This is a genomic window from Monashia sp. HAY1-5C, assembly GCF_056755255.1.
The window spans coordinates 14378-30573 of record NZ_JBPGXG010000010.1 but is presented as its reverse complement, the minus strand read 5'-3'; the positions used below and the strand labels follow the sequence as shown (position 1 = coordinate 30573).

Below are 16196 nucleotides of genomic sequence, written 5' to 3'. Positions count from 1 at the left end.
TCTGAGATCGCGTCGATCCACGCCTGTCTTCAAGGGGGCCAGGTCCAGGGGTCGGGCATCACTGATGGTCCGTCCGACCTTCTACCGATGGCTACGATCCGAGAATGGCTGACATCCGAGAGGCTCAGCTTCCCGAGGATCGGGACGCCGTCGAGCGTCTGTGGCTGGCCTACCTCACGTGGGGCAACGACGAGCTCGAGAGAAGGTACGGCTTCAGGCTGCCGGTCCGGGAAGCTGTTGAGCACGACCTGCTCACCGTCGCACGGTTCCAGCGACCCGACGGTCGGCTGCTACTGGCGTTCAATGAAACCGAGGTCGCGATCGGCATCGCCTGTATACAACGCATCGGGCCCGAGATCGCGGAGATCAAGCGCATGTACGTCGACCCGTCGCACCGTCGCGGCGGCTTGGGTCGCGCCATGCTCGACCGACTGATCAACGAAGCGCGAAACGCGGGGTATCGGCGCGTCCTCCTCGACAGCCCGGACTTCATGACCGCTGCCCATCGCCTGTACCGCGCCAGCGGCTTCACCGACGTCGATCCCTACCCCGAGAGCGAGATCCCCGAGGAGTACAAGTCACACTGGCTCTTCATGGAGCGTGGTCTCAACGCAGCCAACTGAAGGTCACATGTCCTCATCTGCCGCAGACCGAGCTCTTCCGCCGCCCTCGGCAGAATGCGAGGCTTCATGATGGAGCGGATAGCGCCGATCTTCGCTGTGCGCGACCTCGCCGCGGCCATGGACTTCTACGAGCGGCTCGGCTTCGCGGTCCGGGCCTATCGAGGCGGAGGCTACGGATTCGCCTCGCGGGGCGGCATCTAACTCCACCTCGGCGTCGTCCCCGATGGGGAGCGGCGGGCCAGCGCCGCGTACCTCTTCGTCGAGGATGCCGACCACGTGGCAGCCGTCTGGGAATCGGCTGGTGCCGACGTGCGCCATCCCCAAGACACCGAGTGGGGGCAGCACGAGGGCGTCCTCGTAGACCCAGACGGCAACGTGATCCGCTTTGGCTCACCCACTTCCTAGCCTGAGCACCGCCCCACTGCTCCGAAATCTTGCGGACCATTTGCGGACCAATGAGGGGCCTCAAACACAACCGCACGTCAGAGGCCTGAAGTGGATGAGTCGGCCCATACGCCGGGTATTGCCAGCGGCAGCGTGCCACACGCTGCGGGTAGTGCCCAGGGGCGCTGACGTGCAGAAACGCGAAGTTGGCCATGTTGAAGGTGCTGCCATATTCGGATCTGTTGCGGACTCTTTGCGGACCGAGGCGACGGCGCCTTGAGGTCCCACCGACCAATGCAAGGAAGGACGACGGTGGTAACGGTGACCACCTACTCGAGTGTGCTTACGCCCCCCGTGTCACCAATGCGCGAGGGCAGCCGTCAGGTGACGCACCGGGGGGAGGCCGCCGAAAGCATCACCACGATCCGGTCGGCGCCGTCGCAGGTCACGGAGAGCAGACGCACTTTCCGCCCATACCCTGCATTCGTCTGCGGGGGGAAGCATTCTTCCTGTCATGCCGAGGAGAGTTAAAGAGGACGCCGGTCCGAGACGTGCCCTATGGGTCTTCAGCGCAGCACAGCGCCCGGATGGAACGGTTCGCGGCGCCCAGGCGCCCCGACGCCAAGAGGAAGCTCGCGTCCCAGCCGGCCGTGATCGCGGGCCTCGTTGGCGCTGGCTCTGGCTGGGGGCTCGCAGTACCGGACGCTGGCCGACACGGCTGGGCGTCGGTCGCACCTTCCCGCTGCGATCCGGATTCTGCTTGGACGCGAGCCGAGGAGCAGCGCGGGGGCGATACCGTGCTACCGCCTGGCCCGTCTCCGTCGGGTGGCTAAAACCCACGGCGTCGGCCCGCCACGTGGAGTGTCTGGACCGGTCGCAGGGCTCGCCGTTCAAGGGACCCGCACCACATCGTCAGGGCCAGATGTTGGCCCGTGCTCGGAAATCGGCGGGGTCGCTTTCGACCGGTAGCACACACACCAGATGACCGCCGGGCACTCGCAGCACGTGGCACTCCTGCCACTGCGAGACCTGCTCAGCACCCAAGGCGATCAAGCGTGCGGTTTCCGCGTCGACGTCGTCGGTCTCGATGTCAAGGTGGATACGTGGTGCGTCGTCGACCGCTTGGACGGCCGTGACGAGCCCTGGCAGGGCCTGATGGAGGGTCGTGAACTGCGGCGCCGGCGGAAACGGTCGGGCAGTGACGCCGAGAGCTGCCGACCAGAAGTCCGCGGCCTGGGCAGCCTCGTTTTCGGGTGTGTCGATCAGAACGGCATACACGCGGCTTCTGTGCATTAAGGCTCTTCCATCTCCACGATGACGTGCGGGGTGATACAGCACCAAAACGGTAGTCGACGACAAGGACCGGTGGCCCGGCGAGGTCGGCCATGGCAAGAGTTTGAGAGAGACCGACGAGCGTCCGCATCTGCCGCCGAGCGGACGTGCCTACGAGCGGGACTCCGTTCAGGGTGTGTCAGAACGCGGCTCTCGCCACGAGGGGTGCCCGACCTCAGCCTCGAAAGCGGGCCGGACGTCGACAGTGTCGTAGATGATGTGCAGGCTCTGGATGCGATCGTCGGGCCCGAGCGTTGCGACGTCCACGACGTCGAAGGGTGCGGCTGCTCCGGAGGGCAGTCGCCAGTCGAAGTGGAACCAGAAGCTCACCGTCGTCGCACCGGACGTGTCTGTGCCGGTCATGACGGACTTGAGGTCGAGCTTCGCTTGGCTTGTGTCAGCGAAAAGGGCTGGGTAGAAGTCCTTGGCAAGTTGAGGACCGTAGAGCGGGGAGTGAACGACGGCATCCTCAGCGAACAGGCTGACGGCAAGGTCTGCATCTGCGGTGTTGAGTGCGTGAAGGTAAGCGTTAACAAGATCGTCCGCTGAAGTAGTCACCGCCAGATGCTAGCCACGGCCGGGGCTCCTCAGACGTTGCCGTGAAGCGCTCGGTCTCGAACCACGTCTGGAATTGCCGCAAGCCGCAACTCCTATACCGGACTCAGGCGTTGGGGAAGGAGCGGATCAGCGGGCCGCACACCTTGGTGAGCGCCACGGTCCCTGTGTTGTAGGCCGCCGCGGGTCGAGACCTGGAGTGTCCCGATGGCCGCGGCGACGGCGGAGAAGCGTGGCTACGCCGACTTCGACCCTGAGCGGTGTTGGGAGCACTGGCAGGTCGTGCGCGCGCAAGCTCGGCGGCTGACTCGGCGAACTGCATCGCGACGCCGCCGTGCAGACAAGACCATCCGTCCCTCCGCACGGCCGAGGATGAACCGCGACGCGTGGTTCCACCGTTGGCGGACCGGCGGTGTCACCTCGAGCGGGACAGCTGCTGGTCCCGCCATCCGTCGAGCACCATTGGTACGTCGGCAGCAGGTGTCCTCGGAGGCAATCGCGGCTGAGTCACTCGCGAGCACCCGCGAGCTTCCCCAAGACGCATGAGAACTCGTCCAGAACGCTCTCTCAGATCGAGGGCGTACCGACCCGGGGTGGGATCGAAGCGCCGGTCGCTCGGCTTGGTGTACGCGGGAGGCTGCCCGATGCTCCGAGCCCAGGAAGCTGCCTTGGCTTCACTGGGACCCTGCTGAAGCATGGCCCGTGCCTCGCGGGCGATGCTCTTGTACTCCTGCCGCCAGAGGTTGCTGTGGGCCTGCCGAGGCCGCGAGCTCCTCGGCCGCAGCGGCCACCCGTTCGAGCAGCGCCGTCACAGAAGAAGTTCGCCGTCTTCTTACTCACGTGTCTTCGTGCCCTCTCGCTTCTTGCCTCCCGCACGCCTGCGGGGCGGATCCCAGAGCGAACCCTTCCCAGCTGCACCGACCGCCCCGGCACGGGAGTTGTTCTCGTTGACCATGATCCGGCGCACTTACGCGTCGGGCGCCTCGGCCTCTTGGATCCGAGCCCAGTGGCAGTACACCCTTGGCGAGCGTGTTCTGCAGCAGGTCCTCGGCCGCGTCACGCTCACCGGTGAGCAGGTACACGAGGCGAGCGAGGACCTGCTCACGCGCCCTGACGTACGCCGTGAAGTCGGCTTCACGCTCCGCATGGTCCATGACCTGTGTCCCCTGTCCGGTCCCGTGCCCGGCAGGCGCCGGTACCCATCCCGACCACCGCGGGCCCGAGAAAGGTTGTCGCATCCTGCCCACGCCTTTCGTCGTCCCGCAGGCCGGATGACACGAACTACATGCCTCAGGTGTGGCTCAGGGTGCAGTCCACAGGCGAGTGGCCAGTTTGCCTGGCGTGACAACCATCCGGTCGACGCACGCGTACTGATGGGCAGGACTCGATCAGCGCGTCCACCAGGCAAGGGGATCAACGCACCATGAACGTCTCACGCAGCCTTCTCGCAAGCGCCGTCGTTACCGTGTCCACGGCCGTCCTCACCGGGTCGCCCGCCCACGCCGGTGGCGACCCCGGCTACGACATCGGCACGGTCAGCATCGACCGCACCGCAACCGTCAATGCCGACCTCGTCGCCTTGAGCGGAACCTACGCCTGCACCGGCGCCGGCGACCGCATCGGCAGCCTGTCCTTTCAGCTCCTGCTACGCGACCGCCCTCCGACGGACGTGCACACCATCGAGGGGCTTATCTGCGATGGAGCTCAACACCGCTGGGGCGCCGGCGCGACCGTCCCAGGGGGACGTGTCCAAACCGGCGCGGCAACGTTCTGGGGCGGGATCGCCGTCTGCGAGTCACCCGAGGGCCCCTGCCCGATGCAGCCGGTCGACGAGCGCGTCATCATCATCAGGCGCAGCCGCTGACGTTCACGGTCGAGGTGCCCACTCGATCGGCACATGCACACATCGAGTGGGCACCGTCACGCCCAAGCGGAGTTGAGCGGTCAGGCGCCCGGCTCTGCACCACGCACCCGCCCAGGTGGATAACCGCCGGGCACGGCCGGCCCGACGTCGTCACCCCTGACTTGGTGCGCGCGCCACCCGATGCACTGCGGGCCGCGGCCGGCGTGGCAACCTTTCACCGGATTCGTCCGTATCAACGAGCATGGACCACGACGGGGGCGCACGGTGAGCCGCAGGGATGCCGAACGCGAGGCGGCCTTCACGCACTTCATGGAGCAGGCCGGGCCGTCGCTGCTGCGCACCGCCTGGCTGCTGACGGGCGATGCCCACGACGCACAGGAGCTGACACAGGCGGCGCTCGTCAAGACCTATGTGGCCTGGGGTCGCGTCCGCGACGGTGAGGGCCTGGCCTACGCCCGCCGGGTGCTCGTCAACCACCGCACCGACCGCTGGCGGGCCACGCGGTTGGAGCGCCCCACCGACACGATGCCCGAACCGTCGCCGCGCCCTGCCGACCCGATGCGCGGGTCCGATGACCGTGACCTGGTCGTGCGGCTGCTTGCCACCCTGCCGGAGCAGCAGCGCCGGGTCGTCGTGTTGCGGTACTACACCGACCTGTCCGAGAAGGCGACCGCCGAGGCCCTCGGCATCTCCGTGGGTGCCGTCAAGAGCGCCGCCTCGCGCGGCCTCGCGGCCCTGCGCGCCGGCTTGACCGACGCGCCGGCCGAACCCGAACACGGTGCCGAGCACCGGGTCGACGGCTCAGCGACCGAGAGGAGCGCGCGATGACCAGAACCCCCGAGGCCGAGGTCCGCTCGGCCCTGCAGGCCGCTGCCAGCGCCCCCGACCTGCGCCTCGATCCGGCGCTCGTCCTCGAACGGGGACACCGCGCGGTGCGGCGACGCCGTCTCGTGGGCACCGGCGTGGCGGCGGCCGCCGTCGCGGTCGTGGCCGTGCAGCTGGGCACCGGCCAGACCCGGGCGCTGCCGCCGGCCGGCGACCCGAGCCGATCCAGTGCTGCGGTCGGAAGCGGGAACCTGGCCGGCTCGACCTACGGTGACGGCCTCAAGCGGGGACCCGGGGTCGAGGTCGCGGTCGAGCCGACCCCCGGAGGCCGGGTTCTCGAGACCTGGACCGTGTCCGACGGCCCCACCATCCTCAAGAAGGTCACCCGTGCACGGACGGCCACCGCGAACGGACAGGCCAGCTTCCTCATGCCCGAGGAGTCGGGACAGAAGGACGTCGTCTACGGTTATGCGCTGACCGGCGAACAGGGCCCCGCCTCCGGCATCGTCATGACGCAGCTGGTCACCGCCCCTGACCTCTTCCCCGGCCAAGGACAGTCCGGCCAGCTGAGCGACCCCGTGAGCGGCAGGATAGTCGGCACCCTCTTCATGCAGCGGGCACCAAAGCTCGACCCGGCGCAGGTCATCGGCCTGCTGTGGAGCCGGACGAAGGTTGCGGGCACGAGCATCAGCTGGCTCGGGGACGGCGCCATGCTGCGCGCCGACCGGGCCGGCGGCGTCGATGCCGCCGTGGTGACGGTGAACCCGCGCCTGAGCGTGCTGCTGTGGCGCGACGGCGACCGCTTCGGCTTCGGACGCAGGAGCGGCCCCATGGCGCTGCACAGCACCGGCGCGCTCCAGGTCGGAGTCGAGCCGCACGCCAGGGCCGTCGCCGGGTCGGCCCCGGACCTCGCCGTCGGCTGGGTCTCCACCGGATCGGTCGAACTGACCTCGACCGACCCCAACGACTCCTTCACCGTGGTCTACGGGGCTCCGGTCGGCGGACGAACCCCGTTCGTCGCCGTGTCACAGAACCCGGACGTCATGGGAACGGTCACGGTCCAGGGCGCCGGGCAGTCCCAGACCCTCACCAGCTGGGAGGCAGGCTCGCCCTGACATCCTGCGAGCCGAGGGCCCGCGCCCGTCGAGATTCCCGTGCCCGTGCGATCGCCCTAGGCCCGACGATCGCACGTTCATCAACGTGAGGCGTTTACCGGACATGCCGCGTTGAGGGCGGCTCCGCTGGCCCGGTCACGCCGCTCGTCGGTCGTGCCGATGAGCGCGCGGTGGGCGAGGTCATGCGTCATGCTCGCGCTGTGGACACTGAGGGGATCAAACGGGCGCTGGATGACGTGTTCGACCAGGCCCTCTTGTTCCACGCGTTCGCGGACTACACGCGGGACTACGACGTCTACGTCTACGCGACCTCTGACCCCCGAACGGGGGTCGAACCCGAGCACCTTCGGTACCGATTCACCCACTGCGTCCGCGCGACGGCGACGACGGCGGTCCGACAGGACGTGTGGCCGCGCTCGGTCGGTGATGAGTTCACTGACTACGAGGAATGGCTGCGGTCTGGCGAACCAGAGGGGTACGTGTGGGGCGTCAAGTGGCAGGCCTTGTACCCCGGCATGCAACTGGTGCCCGAGTCTGACGAAACCCGGCAGTGGTCGGAGCGACTCGGCCTCCCATTTCACGAGGTGCTCATCGAGACTAACGAACACAACCTGACGTTGGTCTTCTCCGATCTCCGGGTGAGCACCGTCGCGCCAGGCACCGCCGCATTCGTAGTTCCACCATCAGGTCCGGACGGGAAGTTCCCACTGGGGTAGCACGCTCATGCCGCTCTTCGGGCGGACGCCCGATCATGCTGCAGCACTTCACTCAATCCCTCTGAAGAACCCCATCGCCGTCAGCCCGCGGGATCTACGGCTCAGCCAGGTCCACTGTGACCCATACTTTACGAATGACTCGTCGCCGTTGGCCGTGGTTCTTCGTTGTGATCCTGGCCCTGTCCTCCATCAACTGGGCAGGGTCTGAGAGCGTGGAAGTCCCCCTCGGCGACGGAATCTGGGCCCGACTCATGCCGCTGGCCGGTGCGGTGCTTGGAGCGATCTGGCAGTTGGTCGATCGTCGCGATCTCACGAAGCGACTCACCGTGGCAGCGGTGCTCTTCGTGATGACGGGATTACTTCAAGCGGTGACCGGCGATGTCTTTACCCAGATGCCCGGTCTCATCACAGGCATCGGCTTGGTGGCGGGGCTGGTGCTCACAGAGCAGTGGCTTCGCCGGTCCGACCCGATTCATGAGCCCCAGTCAGCCGCGGAAGTGCGGCCGGCGCTGAGTGACTAACTGGGTGAGAGACGGTCAATACCTGGAGACCTACGCACGACCCTCACTGAAGAGACCTCATGTCCGCGCCGGTCCGAACGCACTGTCATGCCGTGAAGCGCGTGGCTGCTGAGCTGCAACTCTTCTGCGGTCAGGTGTGGCGATACTGGGCGAATGTCCGCCACCACGAACCTGACTCGACAGGGATGGACTGCCTGGTGGAGTAAGAGACGGCGCTTGGTGCCTGTCTGGACGATCGTGGTCCTTTGCGCCGCCGGAGCTTTCGCCTGGATGGGCCAAGAGGGTCGGTCTGCCTATGCTGATGCGTCCGCCCTTCAGGGTGAGGGTGTGGCACAAATAGCGACTGGCTCGGAGGTGTTCCTCGAGAAGCATTACGGCGGACGCGGTGGCAGCGACATCGTGGGCACGAAGGTGCGCGTCCGGCTGTCCGGTCAGGCCGAGGCTGTGCTGCTTGACTGGGCGCGGGACAGGACCACGGAGGACGGGTCGCCGGTCGACTTCCGCACCGGTTGGTTCCCTGCGAACGCAAGCATCGGGTACGCCTCTCCTCTCGCGGTGCACGTCCTCCATGCGGACGACGGTGCAGTCGTCGCGATGGCCGATGCGGACATGGCGATTTGGCTGGAAGATCCTGATGCGGATGAGGCCGTGCGGATAGTTGCTCTATGGCTCGGTGGACTTACCATCCTCCTTGTCGTGGCACGGGCATCGCTTGTCTTCTGGGCTCGAAGAGCCGACGCCGCAGCGAAGCGGCTGCCCTGAATCCCATTCACGGAGCCGCGACGGGCGCGATCGTGCCGAGGAGCGGTAATGATCAGCGCGGCACGGACGCAGGCCCGATACTGCGGTCATGACAAGCAGTGGCGCGAACGATCCGGCGGAGTCGGCCCGTTCTGAAGTCGTCGGCTTGAACATCACGGGGGTGTCCTTCCTGCACGACTTCATCGAGGTGCACATGGGAGACGTGATCCTGACCGGAATGACCGAGCCCTTCGGAATGATCGGATGCCGGGACGTCGGACCATCCTCCATAGTGTCGCTGATCGGGCACGAGGTGCAGGACCTCACCGTCATGGACGGGGAGTACGTCGCCATCGACTCGGGTGAGAACCGCTTGGCCTTTCCGATCGGCGGGCCCACCGCGACCGGCCCGGAGTCGGTGATGCTGGTCCGACCTGCTCGGCCCGAACTCGGCGTCGAGAAAGCGGCTTGGATCTGGTAGCCGAAGATCTGCACGCTCATGCCGCCAAGGGCGTGACTTGTCGTGTCGAGGAGCGTTCATCTGGATGCGATGGATACGCCGATCGCGGTGAGTGGCGGCATGACGTCTGGCCGCTCCTCTGTCACCCACCAGGACTCCAAGTCCTCTCCCGCCCGTCGACCAGCCGGCTGGCGCGGCAAGAACCGCGCCTCCGTCGACGGAGTCCTCCGAGGTTTGCGGACTGCTTGCGGACCAGTGAGGGGTCCGCAACACGTCACCGCAGGTCAGAGGCGTGAAAGTGGATGAGTCGGCCGATACGCCGGGCATTGCAAGGCGCGATTCCCGCCGTGCTGCCGTTGGTGCCCCGAGCTTCTGACCTGCGAAAACGCACGTTGGCGGCGTGGACCGTGATGGGTCCCGGCGATGGTTCTCGGACTTCTTGCGGACTTTTTGCGGACTGAGCATTTCGCGGTTACGGCGACCGTGTTTGTAGGGGCACTGGGGTCTAACCGCTGGGTGGAGCTGGTCCGCGCCCACGCTTTCGAGGTCTGTGCCAAGAGGTTCGGGAACGAACATGAATGTCGCTGCACGCTTGCGAGGGCGGCGCGTGAACGTCGCCGAACGAGGCCGCCGACACCACCCGAATGAGACTAGAACTGAGACTACGGCCTGCCCTTGCCAAGACGGTCGGTGATGCGAGTGAGATGGAAAGCTGAAACTTCTTTCGGGTCAGGGTGCCGACATCGGACGCCAAGCCGTCCAGCTGTACACCTGTTGCCGCCTGTCAAACGGGCCTTGATCTCCCGTCGGACCCTCAACCCACCACGAGCGCCATCCGTCTGGGACGCCCCAAGGCGCCTGCGGGCGCTCGCCGACTATCGCTCGTGCCGATGAGCGAGCCGGACCATGCATCGGTTCGAAGTGCGAAAGTGCCTGCGTCAGAGCTGTGCCAAGAGCCAACACGTGAGTGTCGTCGCGAGGGCTTCCGGCTGGTCAAGCTGGATCAGATGCCCCGCACCCTGGATGATCCTGAGTTGGGCCCCGGGAACGAGTTCACTGAGGCGACGCGCACGATCGACAGGGATCCAGGTGTCCTCCTCTCCCCAGACAACAAGGACCGGTACATCGAGCTCCGGGTATAGATGCTCGATCTCGTCGGTGTATGCCTGATCGGCCTGAGCGATCTGCCGGTAGAACGCGGCCTGTCCCGGACCGTCGATCCACGGGGCCACCAGGGACTGCATAACGACCGGTGCGAGACCGACGTGGCTGGCGCCCCCGATGTAGGCCCGGAGCGCGCCTTCGTGCACCGCACTCGGAAGGGCGCTGAACACGTCCGCGTGCTCGCGCACCAGGCGGAAGAAGTCTGATCCCCACGGCCCCAGCGCAACGACGTCGACACGGCTCGATCGAAACGGTGACGCACCGCGGCATACATACCCACCTGCACGTCAGAGCTGACCTACGGCGGCACCGGGGGTCGAGGGACTACCGGGGACGAGGGCGATTGGAGCGGCGCAATCCGTGCGACACCTGCGGCGAACCCTCACACGCGACGCACGCTCAAAGCGCTAATCGGCCGTGCCGATGTGAGGCCCTATCCAGATCGGAGCTTCGCCTGCCTTCACAGTTGTTTCGGATTGGCTAGCCTGATCCAAGGCAGCGAATCCCGCTGGGGGACCGTCTGGACTGAGGGATGGTGGCATGACATCAGAGGTCGCAGGTGACAAGGTCCAGCACGCCTCCGTGTCCTCAGCCTTGGCCCCAGCCCTCGGACGCCTCGCGGAAGCGGCACTGCAGGCCGCGGCTGCCAAGCTGTCGCACAAGGTCGATGAGTGGATCTGCCAGATCGAGGAATACGTGGCCTCCCAAGGAGCGACCGGGAGGGCCGTCCTTGAAGGCCTGAAGGCACACCTGCTGGGAAAGAACCCTGTGTGGGCGGCGATGAAGGGCGCGTGGTTGGGAGCCAGTGTCCCGCTCAGGTTTGCCGCGGGGCTGGTCGTGCTGCTCCTCCTGCTCCTTGCCCCGGTGGTGCTGCTGCTGCTGCTCCTCGGACTCCTCGCCGCCGCCATTGTGTCCGGCGTCAGAGCCGCCAGTCGGTGAATGGTGCGGGCCTGTCGACGCTGCCTGATGCCGCTGCCTGAGTTGCTCGCGCGCCGTTCGGTGATGCCCCGAGTGACCGCACAGTTGTCGCTACGGCAGCCGTTGCAGGCTGATGCCGTAGCGATCCTCGGAATTCTGTCGGCAGCGGCGGATCGGACTGCGATTCCCTCCCAAGGCCCAGGGCGTGCTCGAAGCTGGGCGAGTCTGCCTGTGCTCGGTCACCCCGTAGGTGATCCCGCAGGGAATGTCCTCGCGCACCTGATCTCTCCCTCGAGAGCGGCCTGAAGGATCTGCTTGGCGATCGTCTCCAGCAGCCCATCCGGGCCGGTCAGTTGATCAACCCCTGGTGCGATCAGCCTTGGCCAGACTACGCACTACCCAACCCGATTTCAGGGCGACTGGGGCTAGGGAGCGTTGTCAGCCCGAGCCGGAAGCCGCCATCACACCAACCGCAAGGCGTCAGACGCCGCTCCGCGTCGGGGTGGGTTGCGGGGCAGCCGGTTCCGTGAGGGGCTTGCCGGTGAACGGCGGGGAGGAGGTGGGTGCGGCCGCTCCGACGGCGCGGACGTCGCGGCTGCGGCCGCCTCGTGGGCAAGGAAACTGCCGAGCTCGGCGATGGTGCTCATCAAGGGCGCCGGGAACACAACTGTGGTGTTCTTGTCCACGCCGAGCTCCACGAGGCTCTGCAGGTTGCGCAGCTGGAGGGCGAGAGGGTGGGCCATCATCGTGTCGGAGGCGTCGCCCAGCGCCGCCGCGGCGAGCGACTCCCCCTCGGCGCTGATGATCTTGGCTCGCTTCTCCCGCTCCGCCTCCGCCTGGCGAGCCATCGCACGCTTCATGCTGTCGGGCAGCTGGATGTCCTTCAGCTCGACGCGCCGTTCGGGGAAGCAGGCGTGTTCCGTGGCCGATCGGCTGACGAGCTTTGTATGGCGTTACGTGGGTCGGCTGACGGAGCCACACAACCGGGGGTCGAGGTTGCCACTTCCGCGGAGAGCAACAAACCATGGTCGGTTCGATGTGGCGTTCGACAGGGCTTGATCCCAGAATTTGTCGTGGAGAAACAGTTCTGACAGCGAGAGCCTACGCCTCACCCCCTAGTTCGGAAGGGCCCTGGAGGCCACAATGGAGGTCATGACCCAGTTCAGGACCTGATCCAGACGTGCGTCAACGCGGCCGCGGGACCTGTCCACATGGACATCTAGGAAGGGAACCACCGATGACCGCCACCATGAACCGACCGAAGACGACGGCGCCGACCCGCGCCGCCGGGGCCGCCGCGGCCGAGACCGCCCCGGCGATCCGGGTCCGTAAGCCCGTCCTCGCGGCGTCCGGAGGACCCCTGAAGCGCCCGAGCGCCGCGGCGCACCTGTCCGAGGCCGACGTCGAGCGTCTCGGCCAGGAGCTCGACGCCGTGCGCGACCGCATCATCGCCACGCGCGGGGCCAAGGACGCGGCCTACATCCGCCGTGTCATCCGCATCCAGCGCACCCTCGAGGTCGCAGGCCGGGCCACGCTGCTCTTCTCGAAGAAGAAGAGCGCCTTCGTTGCCGGCACCGCCATGCTGTCGGTCGCCAAGATCCTCGAGAACATGGAGATCGGCCACAACGTCCTGCACGGCCAGTGGGACTGGATGCGCGACCCCGACATCCACTCCACGACGTGGGAGTGGGACTTCGTCACCCCCGCCGCCGCCTGGAAGCACACCCACAACGACCTGCACCACACGTGGACCAACGTGCTGGGCAAGGACAAGGACGTGGGCTACTCCACCCTGCGCATGGCCGAGGACCAGCCGTGGCACCCCGGCAACCTCGGCAACCCGCTCTACAACATGGTCCTGGCGCCCTTCTTCGAGTGGGGCATCGCCATCTACGACCTCGAGCTCGAGGCCGTCAAGGACGGCGAGAAGTCCAAGGAGGACCTCAAGCGAGACCTCAAGGCGATGGGTCGCAAGGTGGTGCGTCAGTTCACCAAGGACTACGCCGCCACCCCGCTTGCCGCCGTGCCGTTCGGCTCCGGCAAGCAGGCGCTGCTCGGCACCTTCACGGCCAACGCGATCCGCAACGTGTGGGCGCACTCGGTCATCTTCTGCGGCCACTTCCCCGACGGTGTCGACACCTTCACCGAGGAGGAGATCGAGGGCGAGACGCGCGGCGACTGGTACATCCGCCAGATGCTCGGATCGGCCAACATCTCCGGCTCGAAGCTGATGCACATCATGACCGGCAACCTGTCCCACCAGATCGAGCACCACTGCTTCCCCGACCTGCCGAGCAACCGCTACGCCGAGGTCGCCGTCGAGGTCCGCGAGATCTGCGAGCGCTACGGCCTTCCCTACACGACCGGCCCGCTGCCCAAGCAGGTCGGCCAGGCCTGGGCCAAGGTCTTCCGCCTCGCGCTGCCCAACCGTCCCAAGCCGGCCGGCGCCAAGGCCGCCAACGCCGCGGTGCCGCCGCGGCGCCCCGCACTGCCGCTCGTCGCCAACTTGGGATGAGCGCAGCGTCCGGCGCGCCGAGGGGGCCAGCACACCGCGCGTGACGCCCACCTCGTCGAACGCTTGGACCCCTCGCGCAGCCCGACAGGAGCCGACACTTCGCGCTGCGCTCGCACGCCGATGCTGGGTCTCAACTGGGCACACGACGCTTCAGGCCCGGGAAGAAAGGGTGAGGCGTCGAGCCGAAGCCGTGAACAGATGCGCGAACAGGCACGCGTCCGAACATCACCCCGCCGGATCGGAGGTGGCCATTTCGCCTCCCGACCCGTTCCCGTGCCGCCCGGGTGCGCCATCACTGGACTCGGCGCTTGCCGCCCTTGCTCTGATCCTCGTCCAAGCTCTCGGTGTCACTCTCGAGGAACACGTCCTGAACGTCGATGTTGACCTCCGTCACCTCGAGGCCGGTCATCCGCTCGATCGCCGAGATCACGTTGCGACGGATGGCCCGTGCGAGGTCGGTCACCGCCACGCCGTAGTCGGCGACGAGCTGGACGTCGACGGCGGCCTGCCGCTCGCCCACCTCCACAGAGATGCCCTGCGATTGGCTGGCGTGGCCACCGGGCATCCGCTCACGGAAGGCCCCGACCGCCCGGGCCGTGGCGCCACCGAGGGCATGGACGCCGGGCACCTCACTGGCCGCGATGCCGGCGATCTTGGCAACCACGGTGTCGGCGATGGTGGTTCTGCCCAGCTTCGTCACCAGCGGCGACTGTGCCTCGGTACTGGTAACGGCGGCCGAGCTTGAGCCGGTCGGGCTCTGGGTGTCGCTCATCGCGGGGCTCCTTCATATGGAGGGGAGGTCACGGCAGCGAAGGCCACAAGTGGTGAGACGTCCGTCTGCACTCACCACCTACCCGCGGGCGCCACGGCGCGACCGACGTCGGTCGCGGCGGACCTTGATGAAGCGCCGCCGGCCCGCCAGCCGGTTTCGGTGCTCGCGGCCGCGCCACGGTTCGCCGAGCGACAACGGCCAGCTGTCAGCCGGGCTCAGCCGGCTGACAAGGGCTTGGGGGCACTGCGACCAGCACCAAGACGTGTCGCCGGGAAGCGCCGAGCGAGCTCCGGTCCAGCGCTCGGATTCACGAGGACTGCCGGTGAACGGCGTTTCCCGTCAAGCCTCGGTCGGCGGCTTGCGGTGGGCCACCGGCCCGACCGCGCGACAGTCGCCGATCGGAACCTCGAGGACCTCACCGACGGTCACCGACCGCACCAACGCACCCGGTACCGGCAGGTACCCTCGACCTCGTACCGGTTGCACCGACCGCCTGGCGAGCATCACCGACGGCGCCGGCAACACGACTCGGTTCACCTACGACGACGCCGGCCGCCTGCTGACGGCCACGTCCCCGCGCGGGAACACCACGACATACAGCTACGATGCGACCGGGCGCGCCACCGGTGTCGAGGACTCGCTCGGGCACACCGCCTCTGTCACCCGTGACGACAGCGGCCGGATCACCGCCGCGATCGACCAGCTGGGCCACACGACGGCCTACGCCTACACCACGACGGGCCTGGTCAGGACGACGACTGCGCCGGACGCCTCTACCGTCGCTCTCGCCTACGACAAGGACGGGAAGCTCAAGTCCCGGACCGACGCGGGCGGCAACGCGACGACCTACACGTACGACCCGGTCGGTAGACCTGCGAGCAGCACCGACCCGCTGGGACGCGTCACCGGTTACAGCTGGGACCGCAACGACAACCTGACCACCGTCACCGACCCTGCCGGGCGCGTCACTACGAACACCTAGGTCGCACTCGACAGGCTCACCGGCGTCTCCTACGACGACGGAGCGACGCCGGCGGAGAGCTACAGCTATGACGTCCTGGGCCGTGTCACGAGTCGCACTGATGGGTCCGGAACCAGCACGTTCACCTATGACGACCTGGACCGCATCACTTCGTCCACGCCCAGGGCTGGACGAACCGTCGGCTACAGCTGGAACCTGTCCGGGCTGTTGACCAGGCTCACCTACCCGAACGGCAAGACGGTCACCCGCCCTTACGACGACGCGGGGCAACTGGCCACGATCAGCGACTGGCTCGGCAACACGACCACCCTCGGCCGCGACAAGGACGCGAACCCGACCAGCATCGCCCAGCGGCCGACGACCACCACGCAGACGTGGGATGCCGCCGGCCGGCTGGCAAGCATCGTCTCCCAGAGCTCAGCAGCCGGCACCCTTGCCGGGAGGGCACCGCTACTTCAGGCAGCGCATTCCTCTCTTGAGACTCTCCCGGCCCTGGCGATGCCCGAGGCTGCGCAAGCCAAATGAGAGCCACAAACGGACGCTGGGCAGCCGATGTGCGAGCGACAAACCCCGGGCACCTGAGCCCCGGCCCGGCCAGGCCAGAACCTGGCCCCACTCTCTAGGTAGCCGATGAGAGGGCGTGCAAAGTGTGCTGGGTTACTCGGCGCTGCGGGCCACGAGGTAAAGCGGCAAGAACAGCACCATCACC

Annotated in this window: 15 protein-coding genes and 4 pseudogenes; 14 read left to right on the top strand and 5 right to left on the bottom strand. The window is 67.2% G+C overall.

Translation table 11 applies throughout. The features are described from left to right. Positions 1-104: 104 nt before the first annotated feature. The 3 genes and pseudogenes from ACR9ZK_RS02895 to ACR9ZK_RS02885 all read left to right on the top strand — a co-directional run. A complete protein-coding gene (locus ACR9ZK_RS02895) occupies positions 105-623 on the top strand; it encodes a GNAT family N-acetyltransferase (protein WP_481340018.1) in 519 nt (172 codons plus the stop codon). Between the two features lie 54 nt (positions 624-677). Then, positions 678-824, top strand: coding sequence for a hypothetical protein (locus ACR9ZK_RS02890; RefSeq protein WP_481340014.1), 147 nt, complete (start codon positions 678-680; stop codon positions 822-824). A gap of 54 nt (positions 825-878) precedes the next feature. After that, positions 879-1028, top strand: a pseudogene (locus ACR9ZK_RS02885) (VOC family protein); the annotation flags it as partial. Positions 1029-1919: 891 nt separating this feature from the next. Here ACR9ZK_RS02885 and ACR9ZK_RS02880 read toward each other — a convergent pair. Both ACR9ZK_RS02880 and ACR9ZK_RS02875 read right to left on the bottom strand, forming a co-directional pair. Further along, positions 1920-2285, bottom strand: a complete 366-nt coding sequence (locus tag ACR9ZK_RS02880; RefSeq protein WP_481340012.1) for a VOC family protein — start codon at positions 2283-2285, stop codon at positions 1920-1922. Between the two features lie 183 nt (positions 2286-2468). After that, positions 2469-2897, bottom strand: coding sequence for a nuclear transport factor 2 family protein (locus tag ACR9ZK_RS02875; RefSeq protein ID WP_481340009.1), 429 nt, complete (start codon positions 2895-2897; stop codon positions 2469-2471). A 1420-nt stretch (positions 2898-4317) separates the two neighbouring features. Between ACR9ZK_RS02875 and ACR9ZK_RS02870 the strand changes: the two genes are divergently transcribed. The 7 genes from ACR9ZK_RS02870 to ACR9ZK_RS02840 all read left to right on the top strand — a co-directional run bounded on the left by ACR9ZK_RS02870 (position 4318) and on the right by ACR9ZK_RS02840 (position 9157). Further along, a complete protein-coding gene (locus tag ACR9ZK_RS02870; RefSeq protein ID WP_481340006.1) occupies positions 4318-4758 on the top strand; it encodes a DUF6299 family protein in 441 nt (146 codons plus the stop codon). A 264-nt stretch (positions 4759-5022) separates the two neighbouring features. After that, positions 5023-5586: a SigE family RNA polymerase sigma factor gene (locus ACR9ZK_RS02865; protein WP_481340002.1), complete on the top strand. Its 564-nt coding sequence runs from the start codon at positions 5023-5025 to the stop codon at positions 5584-5586. After that, positions 5583-6698, top strand: a complete 1116-nt coding sequence (locus ACR9ZK_RS02860) for a hypothetical protein (protein WP_481339999.1) — start codon at positions 5583-5585, stop codon at positions 6696-6698. The genes ACR9ZK_RS02865 and ACR9ZK_RS02860 overlap by 4 nt, the downstream gene beginning before the upstream one ends. 200 nt (positions 6699-6898) lie before the next feature. Further along, positions 6899-7414, top strand: coding sequence for a YxiG-like protein (locus ACR9ZK_RS02855; protein WP_481339996.1), 516 nt, complete (start codon positions 6899-6901; stop codon positions 7412-7414). A 134-nt stretch (positions 7415-7548) separates the two neighbouring features. Next, the gene (locus tag ACR9ZK_RS02850) at positions 7549-7935 is read left to right on the top strand and encodes a hypothetical protein (RefSeq protein WP_481339993.1); all 387 of its coding nucleotides are present in this window, start codon (positions 7549-7551) and stop codon (positions 7933-7935) included. Between the two features lie 354 nt (positions 7936-8289). Next, positions 8290-8697: a hypothetical protein gene (locus tag ACR9ZK_RS02845; RefSeq protein WP_481339989.1), complete on the top strand. Its 408-nt coding sequence runs from the start codon at positions 8290-8292 to the stop codon at positions 8695-8697. A gap of 88 nt (positions 8698-8785) precedes the next feature. Then, positions 8786-9157: a hypothetical protein gene (locus ACR9ZK_RS02840; RefSeq protein WP_481339987.1), complete on the top strand. Its 372-nt coding sequence runs from the start codon at positions 8786-8788 to the stop codon at positions 9155-9157. Between the two features lie 917 nt (positions 9158-10074). On the opposite strand, the pseudogene ACR9ZK_RS02835 reads toward ACR9ZK_RS02840, so the two are convergent. Then, positions 10075-10569, bottom strand: a pseudogene (locus tag ACR9ZK_RS02835) (alpha/beta fold hydrolase); the annotation flags it as partial. Between the two features lie 271 nt (positions 10570-10840). Between ACR9ZK_RS02835 and ACR9ZK_RS02830 the strand changes: the two are divergent. Continuing rightward, a complete protein-coding gene (locus tag ACR9ZK_RS02830) occupies positions 10841-11239 on the top strand; it encodes a hypothetical protein (protein ID WP_481339985.1) in 399 nt (132 codons plus the stop codon). A 440-nt stretch (positions 11240-11679) separates the two neighbouring features. Here the strand turns inward: ACR9ZK_RS02830 and ACR9ZK_RS02825 are convergent. Then, positions 11680-12111 (bottom strand): annotated as a pseudogene (locus ACR9ZK_RS02825) (SPFH domain-containing protein); the annotation flags it as partial. A 344-nt stretch (positions 12112-12455) separates the two neighbouring features. Here ACR9ZK_RS02825 and ACR9ZK_RS02820 point away from each other — a divergent pair. Then, positions 12456-13733, top strand: a complete 1278-nt coding sequence (locus tag ACR9ZK_RS02820) for a fatty acid desaturase family protein (RefSeq protein ID WP_481339983.1) — start codon at positions 12456-12458, stop codon at positions 13731-13733. Positions 13734-14025: 292 nt separating this feature from the next. On the opposite strand, the gene ACR9ZK_RS02815 is transcribed toward ACR9ZK_RS02820, so the two are convergent. Continuing rightward, positions 14026-14505, bottom strand: coding sequence for an Asp23/Gls24 family envelope stress response protein (locus ACR9ZK_RS02815; protein ID WP_481339979.1), 480 nt, complete (start codon positions 14503-14505; stop codon positions 14026-14028). Between the two features lie 322 nt (positions 14506-14827). Between ACR9ZK_RS02815 and ACR9ZK_RS02810 the strand changes: the two genes are divergently transcribed. Both ACR9ZK_RS02810 and ACR9ZK_RS02805 read left to right on the top strand, forming a co-directional pair. After that, positions 14828-15487, top strand: a complete 660-nt coding sequence (locus ACR9ZK_RS02810; RefSeq protein WP_481339977.1) for a hypothetical protein — start codon at positions 14828-14830, stop codon at positions 15485-15487. A gap of 69 nt (positions 15488-15556) precedes the next feature. Continuing rightward, positions 15557-16012: pseudogene (locus ACR9ZK_RS02805) on the top strand (hypothetical protein); the annotation flags it as partial. Between the last annotated feature and the right edge of the window lie 184 nt (positions 16013-16196).

Bases quoted from the DNA above. Each gene is read 5' to 3' on its own strand.
- ACR9ZK_RS02860 (WP_481339999.1), top strand. From the start codon at position 5,583: ATGACCAGAACCCCCGAGGCCGAGGTCCGCTCGGCCCTGCAGGCCGCT.
- ACR9ZK_RS02830 (WP_481339985.1), top strand. From the start codon at position 10,841: ATGACATCAGAGGTCGCAGGTGACAAGGTCCAGCACGCCTCCGTGTCC.
- ACR9ZK_RS02850 (WP_481339993.1), top strand. From the start codon at position 7,549: ATGACTCGTCGCCGTTGGCCGTGGTTCTTCGTTGTGATCCTGGCCCTG.
- ACR9ZK_RS02895 (WP_481340018.1), top strand. From the start codon at position 105: ATGGCTGACATCCGAGAGGCTCAGCTTCCCGAGGATCGGGACGCCGTC.
- ACR9ZK_RS02820 (WP_481339983.1), top strand. From the start codon at position 12,456: ATGACCGCCACCATGAACCGACCGAAGACGACGGCGCCGACCCGCGCC.
- ACR9ZK_RS02870 (WP_481340006.1), top strand. From the start codon at position 4,318: ATGAACGTCTCACGCAGCCTTCTCGCAAGCGCCGTCGTTACCGTGTCC.
- ACR9ZK_RS02815 (WP_481339979.1), bottom strand. From the start codon at position 14,505: ATGAGCGACACCCAGAGCCCGACCGGCTCAAGCTCGGCCGCCGTTACC.
- ACR9ZK_RS02890 (WP_481340014.1), top strand. From the start codon at position 678: ATGCGAGGCTTCATGATGGAGCGGATAGCGCCGATCTTCGCTGTGCGC.
- ACR9ZK_RS02840 (WP_481339987.1), top strand. From the start codon at position 8,786: ATGACAAGCAGTGGCGCGAACGATCCGGCGGAGTCGGCCCGTTCTGAA.